The organism is Natronogracilivirga saccharolytica, assembly GCF_017921895.1.
Classification (GTDB): domain Bacteria; phylum Bacteroidota; class Rhodothermia; order Balneolales; family Natronogracilivirgulaceae; genus Natronogracilivirga; species Natronogracilivirga saccharolytica.
Genome location: NZ_JAFIDN010000004.1, coordinates 24,498 through 39,528, shown reverse-complemented (window position 1 = coordinate 39,528; position 15,031 = coordinate 24,498). Strand labels below are relative to the sequence as shown.

Genomic DNA, 15,031 nt, shown 5'->3' with positions numbered 1-15,031 from the left:
TTCGCTGACTTATTTCTGAATATGAATATAAAAACATTGTTGCCTGTACTGGGACTGGCATTGCTGGTTGCTTTTGCCGGGTGCGACGACAACGGACGTCCGCTGATGGAGGTTCCCAATGACGAAGATCCCCCCTGGCAGCCTGATGAAGAGCAGGAAGCCTTCCTCGACATGCTCCAGGAGGATACCTTCGCCTATTTCTGGGAGCGCGCCAATCCGGACAACGGAATGATTCCGGACCGTGCTCCCGGCAATTCGGCCGCCAGTATTGCCGCAGTCGGTTTCGGCCTGACCACCTACATTGTCGGCGTGGAACGCGGCTATGTGTCGCGCCAGGCAGCTGCCGAACGGACCCTGAACACTGTCCGCTTCTTCTGGGAGGCACCGCAGGGAGAAGAACCAGGCGGCACTGCAGGGCACCGGGGTTTCTTTTATCACTTCCTGAATATGGATGACGGTTTGCGGGCCGGGCAGAACGAATTGTCGACCATCGACACCGCGCTTCTGCTGGCCGGCATGCTTACCTCGCAATCCTATTTCGACCAGGACACTCCGGTCGAGAATGAGATCCGCGAGCTGGTTGATTCGGTCTACACCAGGGTTGACTGGGAATGGATGGAGTCACGCAGCAGTCCGCCGCTGATCGGCCACGGCTGGTTTCCGGAAGAAGGGATGATCCCCCATGACTGGACGGGATATGATGAGGCGATGATTCTGTATATCCTGGCACTGGGCAAGCCGGACAGTTCGGTTGAGCCCGAAGCCTGGGATGCATATACCGAGACCTACAGCTGGATCGATTATTACGGTTATGAGCATGTCAACGCCAGTCCCCTGTTTCTGCACCAGTACTCGCACATGTTCGTTGATTTTCGCGACATTCAGGACAGTTACATGAGGCACCGCGGCATCGATTATTTTGAAAACTCCCGAAGGGCCACATTGTCGCAGCGTGAGTACGCCATTGACAATCCCAATGAATGGATCGGTTATGATGAGCATATATGGGGGCTCACTGCCTGCGATGGTCCGGGGGAGTTTACCATATCGGTCGACGGTGATCAAAGGGAGCTCTTTGGTTACCGGGCGCGCGGTGCCAGCGCGCTGTATGTTGTTGACGACGGTACCATTGCCCCTACTGCCATCGGCGGATCGGTACCTTTTGCTCCGGAAGAAACCATTACTTCCCTGCATCACATGTATAAAGAGCACGGAGAGCGGATCTACCGCGACCAGGGTTTCCGGGATTCGTTCAATTTGACTTTCAGGCCCAGTCAGCTGCCCGACGGATGGGTCAACAGTCAATATCTCGGCATCGACCAGGGGCCTATCCTGATCCAGATTGAGAACTTCCGCAGCGGGTTGATCTGGGAAATCATGCGGGAAAACGAGCATATCCGGCGGGGTCTTGAACGGGCCGGATTTACCGGCGGTTGGCTGGATGACTGAACAACCGGAACTGTCTGGTTGTCTGCTCAAAAGGTGCAGCACATAACCTTGAATTATTATCACATGTTCTTTATGAAGACATTGCTTAACATTAAATTGCCATTTCTGTACCCCGTTATTTTCATTTTTGCACTTACGTTGCCGGGCTGTGACGGTTCCGGGACGGATAGCCGGGGACCGGATGCGGAAGGTCCCGATTATCTGTTTACCATGGATTCGGATGAGGAAGTGTCGGCATACGACAATGACGGAACCGGAGCGCGTTTCGATCTCTCCGGGGAGGTCTACAGGGTCGGAGGAAAAAGCGTAAAAGTGACCCCGTCCGGTTCGGCTGATGAAACCAAACTTGCACTGCCGCTTGAAGGCAGCCGTGTGCAGCAATGGCTGGGACACGATGGCGCGGCAATCCATGTCTATCGGCCCGAAGACAACCGGCTCAACCCGGACCATTTTTTTCTGGGGATGTCCGATGAAACCGGAGGTGACTGGAGCTGGGTCGAGGGTACATTCTGGGATGAAGACAAGCTTTCCGAAGGCTGGAACAAAATCAGGTTTACCCTTCCCGATGAAATGAAGCAGATATCCGCCGAGGGTGAATACACGATCTTTTTCTTTTTCATCACTCATATGCCACCGCGCGAAGACGACATTCCCCTGCCCCTGTACGAGCCGTTTTTCATTGACAGCATTCACATGCTGTAAGAATTCCAACCTATGATTACACTTATTCTCACTCTGTTACTGATACTTGCTCCGGCCGCGTTTACAGCCAGTGCCGCCAAAGCCGGAGCTGACGGCACCGGCACATCCGCCGGAACCGGTTTGTCCGAAAGTGATGCGTCCGGCCATATAACGTCATTCGGCACGGAAAAACCGCGTCAGATTGTCCTCACATGGAAAGATGACACCCGCACGACCATGACCATTTCATGGCGGGCCGACGAGCCGTATGCCCGTACGGTCGGCATGAAACGCATCGAAAATGCCATGGAAAATGCGGGGACGGAAATCGATTTTGCTGAAAAAAGGAAGTTGCTGGCGGACAACGGATGGCGCGATGCCGGATACGAAAGTCCCGAGGATGCCTTCATTGATCTTTGCATAGGTGTGATGAACCACAGCGGACGCGGCTCCGGATTTGCATACCGGTTTCTGGTTGAAAACTGGTACACCTATTCTGAAGAAATCGGCCTGGAAGCAGAACTGATGCCCGACCGTGACGAATGGAACCGGGTTTTCGACGGTGTCGGCGACAATCACCTGCTCTACTCGTCCGAAATATCCGCATTTGAGCAGACAGAGCCGTTTCGTTCAGATCAGACTGACGGATACGCCGAACACATCCGCTCAGCGGAAGCCGAAACCTATACCTTTCCTGAAACCAGCGCCTGGCTGCACAAAGTGACGATCCGTGACCTTGAGCCCGGGCAAAACTACCGTGTCCTGATACGACGGAAGAACGACGCGGATGAAACTTCGAAATATGCGCTTGCGGAGCCGTTCCACTTCCGGACAGCACCTGCTCACAAAGATTCCGTAACGTTTATCATGGGTGCCGACACGCAAAGTGAAACCCGGGAGCGTAAAGAGATGACAGAGCTGGCGGCCGGCCTGGATCCCGAATTTGTCGCCATCGCGGGCGACCTGGTTATGAATGGCATGGCCGAATCCGAATGGGATGCCTGGTTTGACGAATGGCATGAGCTGATGGTAACCGATGAGGCCCGGCGCGTGCCGGTGCTTCCGGCATTGGGAAATCACGATGTCAGAGGCTGGGTTGCGGGTGATTTTCAGACCGATGCTGCCTTTTATGCCAACCGGTTCCACCTACCCGACCCTGAGCGGTATTATGTCGTCGAGTTCGGCGAGGGGCTGGTTCTGTTTACGCTTGATTCGGGCCACACTTCGGCCTTCAACGAGGAACTGGACTGGTTTGTCGACAGCGGCAGTTACGAGGCGGGGCACGGGCCGCATCGTGTCCGTGATTCCCATGACGGAAAGCAGAAACAGTGGCTCCGGGAGACACTTGACAGATACCAGGACCGTCCGTGGCTGCTGGGACAGTATCACATCAATGCCTTTGCCACATCGCCTCATTACTGGGAAAAGCCCCGTTACGGGCGGCGGCTGATGCATGAGCACTGGGTGCCGCTGTTCGAAGAGTACGAGGTAGATCTGATCCATGAAGGGCACGGGCACCGGCTGAAGCGGACGCACCCGGTGAAGGACGGCGAAATTAATGAAGACGGTGTGGTCTACATCGGCGAAGGCGGATGGGGCACGCACATGGGCGAGCCCGATGACATGTGGTTTGTGGCCGACAAGGGCTCGGATCATCACTTCTGGAAGATCTCTCTGGATGAAGGTTGGAACAACCTGACCGGACATCCGGTCAAATGGATTGACGGGGAGGCTGTCCGCGGTGCTTCATTCAGCCTGGAACGCCGAAACAAATTGGAAAACTGAACAAACGCGGTGCGGTGTGATTCCGTGACCGCTGAACCTAACATACTACCAAGATGAAAGAAAAAAATATACTAACTCCGCCATTATCAGTATTACTGCTGTCGCTGGCCCTGCTGATTGCAGCGTGCGGTACGACCGACACCGATCAGCTGCAGGCTCAGGATGAGACTCAGCAAAACGAAACCGTGACGGATTCCGGCGAAGAAGCGCGGCCCGGAAGAAGCAGCGATTCACCGGTTCGTTTCACCGAGCTGCGTCATCCCGAAAAAGTGGACTCTGTGCTTTCGCTGATGACGATGGAAGAGAAAGTGGGTCAGCTGAATCTGCTGAGCAGTGGGTTTGCAGAAACCGGACCGGTGCTGAGTGATGAATACCGCGACATGATCTACGAATCCAAACTGGGTGGCGTTTTCAATGCGCACACAGTGGAGCACACCCGCGAGCTGCAGCGTATTGCCGTGGAAGAAACCCGGCTGGGCATCCCGCTGCTTTTTGCTTTTGACGTAATTCACGGACACCGGACCATTTTTCCGGTTCCGCTTGGCGAGTCGGCCACATGGGATCCGGAGCTGATCAAAAAGGCGTCCCGTGTTGCGGCGAAGGAAGCCTCCGCGGCCGGCCTGCACTGGACCTTCACCCCCATGATCGATGTCTCCCCTGATCCGCGATGGGGCCGGATTGTAGAAAGCCAGGGCGAAGATCCCCTGCTGAACAAGCTGTTTGGCGTTGCGCGCATCGAAGGTTTTCAGGGTGATGACCTGTCGGATGTTCACACCATCATGGCCACGGCCAAGCATTTCGCGGCATATGGCGAACCCAATGCCGGCCGTGATTATCACACCGTGGATATCTCCGAGCGCAGGCTTCGCGAAGTCCACCTCCCCCCCTTCAAGGCGGCCGTTGAGGCGGACATCCGCACATTTATGACCGCGTTCAACGAATACGACGGTGTTCCGGCGACGGGCAGCGATTTCCTGTTCAATCAGATCCTCCGGGATGAGTGGGGTTTCGACGGCTTTGTGGTGACCGACTACACTGCTATCATGGAGATGATGCCTCATGGCTATGCCCGTGATGAAGCGCATGCCGCAGAGTTGTCCATCAATGCCAATGTCGATATGGACATGATGAGCCAGATATTTCTGAACGAACTGCCGGGACTTGTAGAAGAAGGCGTGGTCCATGAAGAGCAGGTGGACATGGCCGTAGCCCGTATTCTGGATATGAAATTCGAGCTTGGTCTTTTTGATGATCCCTACCGCTATTCCGACTACGACCGGGAGGCCGAGACCATCATGCGCGATGATTTTCTTGAGCTTGCCCTGGAAGTGGCGCAAAAGTCGATTGTACTGCTGAAAAATGATGATGATCTGCTGCCGCTTGCAAAAGATCATGACCATGTCGCTGTGATCGGTCCGCTCGGGGACAATCAGTATGACCTGCTTGGCTCATGGTCGGCAGCCGGTGAATATCCGGACAATGTGACGCTGCTTAAAGGCATTGAAGACATGGTTTCCGAAAACACAAGGGTCAGCTTTGCCGAAGGAGCGGAACTCGATCTTGAAGGTGACTCCAGAGATGGTTTTGATGAGGCGCTGGAGCTGGCGCGCAAAGCTGATGTGGTGATCATGGCTCTCGGTGAGGGGCGTCACATGAGCGGCGAGGCGGCATCACGCACTTCCATGGACCTTCCGGGAATGCAGCAGGAGCTGCTTGAAGAGATTCATGCGACCGGCACTCCGGTTGTGATGGTTTTGATGGCGGGCCGGCCGCTTGATATCCGTTGGGCCGATGAGCACATCCCGTCTATTGTCAATGCCTGGTACCTCGGAACGCGCTCAGGCGATGCGATTGCTTCTGTTCTCTTCGGAGATCACAATCCCGGCGGAAAGCTTACTTTCAGCTGGCCCCATTCGGTCGGACAAATCCCGAATTACTATTATGCAAAGAATACGGGACGTCCGAAGGATCCGGATGAACGCTATACCTCCAAGTATATTGACGCGCCCAATGCGCCGCTCTATCCGTTTGGATACGGAATCAGCTACACTGACTATGACTATGACAATCTTCAGCTCAGTACGGATGAGATTGACGATCAGGGAAGTCTGACCGTAACTGTGGATGTGACCAATACCGGTGATGTTGCCGGAGACGAGGTCGTTCAGCTGTATACACGCAAAATGGTGGCCAGTGTGACACAGCCGATACGTCAGCTTCGCGACTTTGAAAAAATATCCCTGGAGCCGGGTGAAACGCAGACGGTGACGTTTGATCTGCAGGCCGAGCAGCTTTACTACCTCGACCAGCAGCTTGATCCGGTGCTGGAGCCCGGAACCGTCAGGGTCTTTGTAGGCCCCAATGTTGAAGAGACCCTTGAGGCTGAATTTGAGGTACGCTGAAACCGTTAATTAACAGCTTCCTGATCCGATAACCCGGCTGAAATTTTTCAGCATGCCATTTTCAGCCGGGTATTTTTTCCGGCCCGGGATTACGGACAGCAAATTATAGAACAGATAAAGAAAGAGCCGCTTCGGATGATACAGGTCATATCCGGAGCGGCTCTTTTCGTTTTGCCGTTGTAAGAGATAACCGCCCGGTCAAAGACGATTACCCCGGTTCATCAAGAAGCATGTATCCCTTATCCTTTACATGTCTGTATGATGGATAAGGATCATTCAACATCCTTACAGGCCGGAAAGCAGCCATTTTGTGCTGTTTTCCGGCGCCTTGCGGGCAAATTGCATGGTAATAGAAAGCAGAAGCAGTGCGGAACAACAATTATCCCGGAATCATCGCATCAATAGCTGAATTCAAGCCTCTCAAGTCCCTCCTGCACCTCCTCACTGCTCATGAACAGATCCCAAAGAAGGCCGCTTCTGTGGTTTTCGATCATCACGACAATCGGTCCCTGGTCGATTGCCAGATAACGCTGGGGAAACCAGTCGTGCTCAAGACTGAGGGCATCATAGAATCCGTACGGACCGAAGGTTTCATCATAAAAGTTTTCATAAAGATTGCGCATCACCTTCATGGACTCTTCCGGCGTATACGGAATGGATGACAGAGCCGCGGTGGGTGTGATGACGCCGTGGTCGTCATAATGAGGGGTGTGGGCGACATATCCGTCCGGGTTGTAACTGGATGTCAGCCCCCACAGATCTTCTCCGTATCCTTTGAAGTCAAACGGGTTGTCTTTCGCATACTCATACTGGATCAGGCTGTGATAGCGGTTGTTGTCCCAGTAGTTTGCATAACGGTCTTCCAGATTTCTGGGGTCAAGACCAAGGTAGGAGTAATGTGCCCAGAAAAGGGGTCCGCCATACTGTTCGCCGCGATTATGCTGCAGTGGAAGCGAATATCCGTAGGCTTCCAGGCCTTCGGCGACGATATCACCGCCACGGGCCCATCCTTCATGATATACTTCCGGATCGATCGGATATGTAGGGGAAGAAGCGGCCAGAATATAGGTAACAAGACATTCATCATATCCGGCAATCGGATGATCCATTGCCCAGCCATGGTTTGGCGACCAGTGCCAGTAGAGTATGTTTTCCTCCCCTTCCCGTGTATGCCAGTTCCAGTTCACCTCACGCCACATGGTATCGATGCGTTCGGCGATCTGCTGTTCCCGTTCGGTTCCGTCGCGCAGATACTGCCGTACGGTCAGCAGCCCCTGAATCAAAAAGGAAGTTTCTACAATATCAGCTCCGTCGTCTTCGGGACTGAAAGCAAGTGCCTCACCGGTAGTGCCGTCCATCCAGTGTGCCCACAATCCGTTGAATCGTTCGGCTTCCTCAAGAAAGCCTACAATCCGTTCAAACCGGTCGACGCCTTCTTCTCTTGTGATGAATCCGCGTTCAATACCGGTAATGATGGCCTTGAGCCCGAAGCCGGATCCGCCGCTGGTGACGGTATTACCATTATCGTGCGGATACTCTTCGTCCAGCCAGTAACGCTCCCTTGCCATTCCGGACTGCGGTTCTGCCCCGTCCCAGAAATACTGGAACGTATAGTATTGCACGGTATCGAGCAAGGCCTCGTCGGAAAGCCGGTCTGTATTCACGCTGGAATCCGTATCGGCATGGTTGCATCCAGGTGTCAGAAAAAAAGCAGCGGCCAGTGCTGCTGCGGAGAAAAAAGTAAAATTTCGCATTAAAGCAGGATTTCGGATTGTTATAAATATTAAAATAATAGTAACAGGTAATATTACTCAGAATACATAAATGCAAATTTACTTTCAAGCAGCATTGTTGCATAAATATATTATGGCCTGCATTGGATTATCTGCGCCAATCAGTTCCTGTGTCTTTTGCGATAATTTTCTGTTCGTATAAAATGGTTTATCATGTACAAGCTTATCAGGTGGATATAAACTATGTTTTTTTGCTTGCATGAATGTCTTCTTTTCACTACACTAAAGAAGTGTTTGCAGGTAATTTTGCAAATTTTATTTGCATGCTATTTGCACATCACCACTGGAGATCCCAGACAATCATGCAATTATATCAGAAAAGAAAAAAATGGAGTGACTATGAAGATCAAATTACTGTTGTGTCTGTTCGTTGCGGCTTTTTTCGGAATGCAGCAGGCTGCGGCTCAGAATTACATTGTTATAGAGGATTTTGAAGATCCGGATGGTGTTACGATTCCGCTGAATGACATGACCGGCGGTGAAGCGGTTGAAGAAGATGATGTTTACGAGGTTGTAGAAAACCCGGATCCGAGCGATGTCAATCCCTCCGACCAGGTCCTGCAGTACACCAGAGCTCATGACGGTGTGCCCTGGGGCGGTTTCTGGAGTGAGGTTTGGGAACCGCTTGATATGGATGAAATGAAATACACCCATTATCAGGTCTGGAAACCCCGTATCAGTCCGGTAGTATTCAAGGTAGAAGGCAGTGAAGAAACGGAAGACTTCGAGTTTGAATCCATGGAAGAGCAGACCGTAACCGAAGGTTGGGAGACCATGACGTTCCACTACCCCGATGCCGCAGGTGAATACCCGGTTATCGCTGTCATGCCGGATTTTGCCGATCCCGTAGATCTGGATGAAAATATTGTTATCTATCTGGACAACATCATCCTCAGTGATTCACCGGATGATCCGATTGCCACTGCTGCCGAGCAGAACGAGCTTCCCGTTCACCTGGCGCTCAAGCAGAACTATCCCAACCCGTTCAACCCGACTACGAACATCCGGTTTGAACTGAACAGTTCGGATCACGTAACACTGAACGTGTACGATATTCAGGGCCAGCGCATTACAACGCTGATCAATAATGAATTCCGCAACCCGGGCGAACATGAAGTCCATTTCAACGCCGAAGGACTCCCGAGCGGAAAATATTTCTATCGCCTCGAAACATCCGAGCGTTCCATCACTCGTGCCATGACCCTGGTCAAGTAATCCCGGCACCATCAGCCCTATACCACGACCGCCCCGGCTCCTGTGTGACCGGGGTGGATCCGTGCCTCGTTCCTTGACTTCTGCGATGACACGGCAAACCCACTCATCGCACTCCGAGTAAAAATCAGGAAGCCTCTTCCCTGACCTTTTTGTATCCGCTGCCTGTCCTCATTTCCGGATACAAAACCGAAATCTTCTAATCCATTATTTCCATGAAACACCGCTTACTTTGCCACCCGTCCGCCATCTTCTTTGTGTTCATTACAGGTTTGCTCTTCTTTTCTCAGGCTGCCGCCCAGTTTGCCGTAACTCCTGATGAGTTCGAATTTCCGCCCCAGCAAATTGGTATCAGCTCTGAGATTCAGGAGTTTACGGTCACCAACGAAAATGATGAGCCGTTCACCCTGCATCCGGGCCAGATCGGCATCAGAGGAAAAGATGCCCTGAGTACCGAACTCTCTGTACTTTCCTATAACATTGAAACCGACGACGGAGACTGGCCGGCGCGGTTTGCCTATATCCTCGAAGAAGTCAGGGAGCTGGATGTCGATGTTATCGGACTTCAGGAGGTGATACAGCGGGCCGATCTTGACAACCAGGCTATGCAAATGGCCGATTCGCTGGGCTTCTACTATTACTTTGACTCGGTGGATGATGAAGGCCGCGACCACCGGTTCGGAAATGCGATTGTATCGCGCTATCCCATTGAAGAAACAAACTTCCGGGCCCTTGAACCACTCAATCAGTACCGCAAGGGCCTGCATGCCCGCCTGGATGTCGAAGGCAATACCGTAGACGTATACACCACCCACCTGCACCATGTCGGACTGGATCATGACATCCGGAAGACCCAGATAACAGATTTTCTGGATTTCATAGATGAAACCAACAGCGGCGGGTACATTTTTGTGACCGGTGACTTCAATGCCAATCCGGACTGGGAAGAAACCAGGCTCATGTATGATGACTTCACCGATGTCTACCCCCTGTTCCACGAAAACCACCTCGATCCCGAGCACGGGACACTCAACCCGCGGCTGGGGCATCAGCAACGGCGAATCGATTACGTCTTTTTCAACAGTGAAAGCATTGACCGGCTTGCCCCGCTGTCTGCAGAAATCATACTTGACAAGGAGCACGAAAATCCGGACATGGAGTCCGACCATTTCGGTGTATTTGCACGTTTTGAGTTGCTGTCGGATGACACCGACTTCGTCCTGCATAATCTTGAGGAGTCCGTTGAGCTGCAACCCGAAGAGCAAACGACGGTCGAGCTTTCTTTCCTCCCTCAAACCGAAGGTGTCAAAGAGATTATTTTGACAATTCAGGAGCACGATATTCCTGTCAGCGGCGAAGCTTTTGATGCCACCGTCACCGATCTGCCCTGGTCGGAGGATTTTTCCGGTGCCGATGAGTTTGAGGTTCCCTTTGGATGGAACTCCAATGCTGAAAACTGGTATGTGTTCAATTCAAGCCATGCCGGAGGTGAAGCGCCTGAGGTGCTCTTCTGGTGGGAACCTGTCAGCGAAGGGCGTTTTCATCTGCGCACCCCGCCGTTCCGGACCACCGGACTTGACAGCCTCGAACTGACGTTCCGGCATCAGGTGGACAATTTCGAAGATCCGGGCATTTATGATCTTCAGCTGGTCAGTATTGCCGATGGTGAAGAGCATCTGATAGCCGAATGGGCAGATCCTGATAATATCTCCGCAGAGGAGCTCTCATTTGAGCTCAACCGCACGGATCATGGCGTCGGAGCCGACAGGCTGTTTCTTGCCTGGGTGTTTGACGGTGCTTCTGATAACATTGTGAGGTGGAGCATTGATGATATTGTCCTGGGTGCCTTTCCTGCACTGGCCATGTCACCCGATGGCTACGACTTTGAGCGGCAGCAAATCCATACCTCCTCCGACACGATTACAGTCACTATGGAAAACATAGGCGGCGGTGTAATTGAACTGGAACCGGAGGATATCCGCATTGATGGTGACGATGCCGGCAGTTTCATGCTTGAGGGTCCGTCAGAAGCCGTTGCGCTTGCATCCGGTGAATCCATTGATGTCCGGGTTGCCTTTGTGCCTGAAGAAGAAGGACAGCTTGAGGCTATGTTATACGCCGGCAATACGTTTGCAATGCTTACCGGAGAAAGTTTTGATCCTACGATTACTGAGTTGCCCTGGGAAGAAGATTTTTCGAAGCAGGTACAGGGCGGTATTCCGGAAGGATGGGAAAGTGATACGCGAAACTGGGAGACATTCAATCTGAACAATGCCGGCGGCGAACCTCCGGAAATGGTATTCTGGTGGCAACCGGAAAAAGAAGGCCGGTTCTATCTCAAAACTCCGGAATTTGATCTTGCCGGACGGGACAGCCTGACACTTTCCTATAAATATCGCGTGCGTAATTTCGAAGATCCGGGCGAGTATACGCTCAGTGTGATAGCCATTGCCGACGGCGATGAGCACGTCATCGAAGAGTGGGTTGATCCCCCCTTCATCAATGCCACCGAATTCAGTGGTGTGATCACACGTGACGATCATGGCCTTGGCAGCGAAAGTTTCCGTCTTGCATGGGTGTTTGACGGCACCACCAACAACATGACATCATGGGACATTGATGACATCCGGCTGGCGGATGAACCGATTGAAACCCGTTCCACTGCCGATGCCGATATTCCATCCGAATTCGCGCTTGGCCAAAACTATCCGAACCCGTTCAATCCGGCCACAAACATCGCCTTTCAGGTTCCGGAAAACAGCCGGGTCACACTGGAGGTCTACGATGTGACGGGCCGCAGGATCACCACGCTGGTTGATGACCAGCTGGATGCGGGCTATCACGAGGTAACCTTTGATGGAACGCGTCTGGCCAGCGGGGTATACCTCTACCGCATGCAGGCCGGCGATTTCGTGCAGACACGCAAGTTTATGCTGGTGAAATAACCCGAACCCTAACAACAATGGCGGCTGAGATTACTTCAGCCGCCTTATCACCCCAAAAAGGATCATAATATGAAAAACAATATACTGCTTGGCGCAGTGATATTGCTTCTGATGCCAATGGCAGCCTGGAGTCAGTTTTCAATATCGCCGCCATCACATGAATTTGATTCACAACAAATTAACCTGACTTCCGAGACACAGGAATTCGTTATAACAAATGAAGGCACGGAGGCCGCCACCCTGGCTCCGGAAGACATTACCATTGCTGCACCTGCCGGTCAAACAGTATCTCTTTCGTTTCTCAGTCTCAATATCTGGTTTGATAATGAGGATTGGCCTGCACGTTTCGAACTGATACTCGATCAAATTCGGGAATTGGACCCCGATATCATTGGATTGCAGGAAGTGATCCAACGTGAAGACCTCGACAATCAGGCCATGCAGATTGCCGACTCACTGGGATATTACTACTATTTTGACTCTGTCGATGATGAAGGGAGGAGTACCCGTTTCGGAAATGCCATCGTTTCCCGCTACCCGATAGAAGAAAGCAATTTCCGTGCCCTTGAACCGCTCGATGCATACCGCAAGGCGGTGCATACACGTATTTCGGTTGATGGTAACGAACTGGACGTATACAACACACACCTTCACAACCCCGGTGATGCGACCGAAACCAGAAAGACCCAGATACAAGACATGCTTGATTTTATCGATGAAACAAGCACGTCCGACCTTGTTTTTGTCACAGGTGACTTCAATGCCAATCCCGATTGGGAAGAGATGGAAGTAATGTATGAACGTTTTATCGATATTTATCCCCTTTTCCATGAGAATCACCTGGATCCGGAACACAGCACGCTGAACTATCACCTCGGGCACTCACAGCGACGGATTGACTATGTGTTTTTTGAAGAAAAGAGCAGTGATTTTCTGACACCTGTTTCAGCAGAAATTGTACTTGATGAACCGGATGAAAATGATGTCTACCCATCCGATCATTTCGGAGTACTGGCCACTTTCGATGTCAGCTGGGATATTGGTAGTTTCGGGCTGCATAACATCCCTGAGTCTGTCGAACTGCAGCCGGACGATCAGGTCACAGTGGATGTTACATTTGAGCCGATGACCATAGGACATAAAGAAGCACTGCTGAAGGTCGCCGGCGAGGAGGTGCCGCTCAGCGGAGAAGGAATTGATGCTTCCATTACCTCGTTTCCATGGAATGAGGATTTCAGTGATACCGATGAATTAGATCTGCCTTTAGGATGGACAACCAATGCAGAGAACTGGTACGTATTCAACTCTGACTATGCCGGCGGAGAAATTCCGGAACTGGTGTTCTGGTGGGAGCCGCAGCAGGAAGGTCGCTTTTATGTGAACACACCGCCCATGCAGACGACCGGGCTGGACAGCCTCACCGTTCAGTTCCGGCACCAGGTAGACAATTTCGGGGATCCCGGAGTGTATGATCTGCAACTGGTGAGTATTGCGGGGGATGACGAGTTTCTGGTCAGGGAGTGGAGTGATCCTGAAAGCATACCGGACGAGGAGATATCGGTGCGACTGTACCGCGATGAACATGGCGTCGGCCATGATCAGCTCCGCCTTGCCTGGGTTTTCGATGGTCCCTCCGACAATATCATACGATGGGCTATTGATGATGCCGAGGTTGGTGCCGAACCGACGCTGGTAGTGACTCCGGAAGAAATTGACTTCGGTTTGCTTGAGGAAGGTGACCAGTCTGATTCCGTGGTCGTTACCTTGACCAACATCGGAGGCGGAATACTTGAGATTGCCCCGGATGACATCCGGCTCACAGGCGAGCATCCCGGTCAGTTCAATCTGAATAATATCAGCGAAACTGCACAGCTTGCCAGTAACGATTCTGCCTTTGTTTCCGTCAGATTCGCTCCCGATCAGGGAGGTGATATGATGGCCAGCCTGAATATTCGTGATGAGCAGATCCCCTTGTCCGGACAAGTATTTGACCCTGCCTCGCATATAGAACGATACATCGATCTCAATCTCATGCGCGGCGGGTCGGATGATGACAGTGAATTCAGCCGTGTCCCGAATCCGGACCCGGATGAGATCAATGACAGCGAAGAAGTTGTGCGCTTTGACAGAAGTCAGCACGGTGTGCCCTGGGGCGGCTTTTTTGCGTTTCTGCCTGTGCCGCTTGACTTAAGTGACAAAAAGTTCATCTATGTAGATGTATGGAAGCCCCGGATCAGTCCGCTCCGTTTCAAGGTTGAAGATGGCGACACTCCGGATCTTGAGATAGAAAGCATGGTTCCGCAAACCAAAACCGAACAATGGGAAACCATCGTGTTTGATTTTTCGGAAAAAGACGGTGAGTGGAATGTCATCGCCTTTATGCCGGATTTTGCCGACCCTGTGGACCTGGACGAGGATATTGTCCTCTACTTTGCCAACATCCGCCTTGGAGACGAGCCGGATATCACCAGTGCTGATGGCGGCGCCGATATTCCTTCCGAGTTCGCACTCGAACAGAACTATCCGAATCCGTTCAATCCGGCAACCAGCATTGCCTTCCAGGTTCCGGAAAACAACCGGGTCACTCTTGAGGTCTATGATGTCACCGGCCGGCGGATTACCACACTGGTTGATGATCACATGGATGCGGGTTATCATGAGGTGACCTTTGACGGAACGCGTCTGGCCAGCGGTGTCTATCTGTACCGCATGCAGGCAGGCGATTTCGTGCAGACACGCAAACTTATGCTGGTCAAATAATTTT

9 protein-coding genes are annotated in these 15,031 nt (G+C 52.2%); 7 read left to right on the top strand and 2 right to left on the bottom strand.

The window, feature by feature from the left end:
* The first annotated feature begins 21 nt into the window (after positions 1–21).
* The 4 genes from NATSA_RS06565 to bglX all read left to right on the top strand — a co-directional run bounded on the left by NATSA_RS06565 (position 22) and on the right by bglX (position 6,317).
* On the top strand, positions 22–1,449 hold the full coding sequence (locus tag NATSA_RS06565; RefSeq protein WP_210511216.1) for a glucoamylase family protein: 1,428 nt from the start codon (positions 22–24) through the stop codon (positions 1,447–1,449).
* A 72-nt stretch (positions 1,450–1,521) separates the two neighbouring features.
* Complete coding sequence (locus NATSA_RS06560; RefSeq protein ID WP_210511215.1) at positions 1,522–2,151, top strand: hypothetical protein; 630 nt, start codon at positions 1,522–1,524, stop codon at positions 2,149–2,151.
* A gap of 12 nt (positions 2,152–2,163) precedes the next feature.
* On the top strand, positions 2,164–3,915 hold the full coding sequence (locus NATSA_RS06555; RefSeq protein ID WP_210511214.1) for a metallophosphoesterase family protein: 1,752 nt from the start codon (positions 2,164–2,166) through the stop codon (positions 3,913–3,915).
* A 53-nt stretch (positions 3,916–3,968) separates the two neighbouring features.
* The gene (gene bglX / locus NATSA_RS06550; RefSeq protein WP_210511213.1) at positions 3,969–6,317 is read left to right on the top strand and encodes a beta-glucosidase BglX; all 2,349 of its coding nucleotides are present in this window, start codon (positions 3,969–3,971) and stop codon (positions 6,315–6,317) included.
* 398 nt (positions 6,318–6,715) lie between these two features.
* Here bglX and NATSA_RS06545 read toward each other — a convergent pair whose 3' ends face one another.
* On the bottom strand, positions 6,716–8,071 hold the full coding sequence (locus NATSA_RS06545; protein WP_210511212.1) for a glucoamylase family protein: 1,356 nt from the start codon (positions 8,069–8,071) through the stop codon (positions 6,716–6,718).
* A gap of 84 nt (positions 8,072–8,155) precedes the next feature.
* Positions 8,156–8,311 carry a hypothetical protein gene (locus NATSA_RS06540; protein ID WP_210511211.1) on the bottom strand — a complete coding sequence of 52 codons (156 nt, stop codon included), beginning with the start codon at positions 8,309–8,311 and terminating at the stop codon, positions 8,156–8,158.
* 138 nt (positions 8,312–8,449) lie between these two features.
* Between NATSA_RS06540 and NATSA_RS06535 the strand changes: the two genes are divergently transcribed.
* From NATSA_RS06535 to NATSA_RS06525, 3 genes are all read left to right on the top strand, one after another.
* A complete protein-coding gene (locus NATSA_RS06535) occupies positions 8,450–9,325 on the top strand; it encodes a T9SS type A sorting domain-containing protein (RefSeq protein ID WP_210511210.1) in 876 nt (291 codons plus the stop codon).
* A 212-nt stretch (positions 9,326–9,537) separates the two neighbouring features.
* Positions 9,538–12,267 (top strand): endonuclease/exonuclease/phosphatase family protein, encoded by a 2,730-nt coding sequence (locus tag NATSA_RS06530; protein WP_210511209.1) that lies wholly within the window; start codon positions 9,538–9,540, stop codon positions 12,265–12,267.
* 69 nt (positions 12,268–12,336) lie between these two features.
* Entirely contained in the window at positions 12,337–15,027 is a 2,691-nt protein-coding gene (locus NATSA_RS06525) for an endonuclease/exonuclease/phosphatase family protein (RefSeq protein ID WP_210511208.1), read from the top strand.
* The last annotated feature ends 4 nt before the right edge of the window (positions 15,028–15,031 follow it).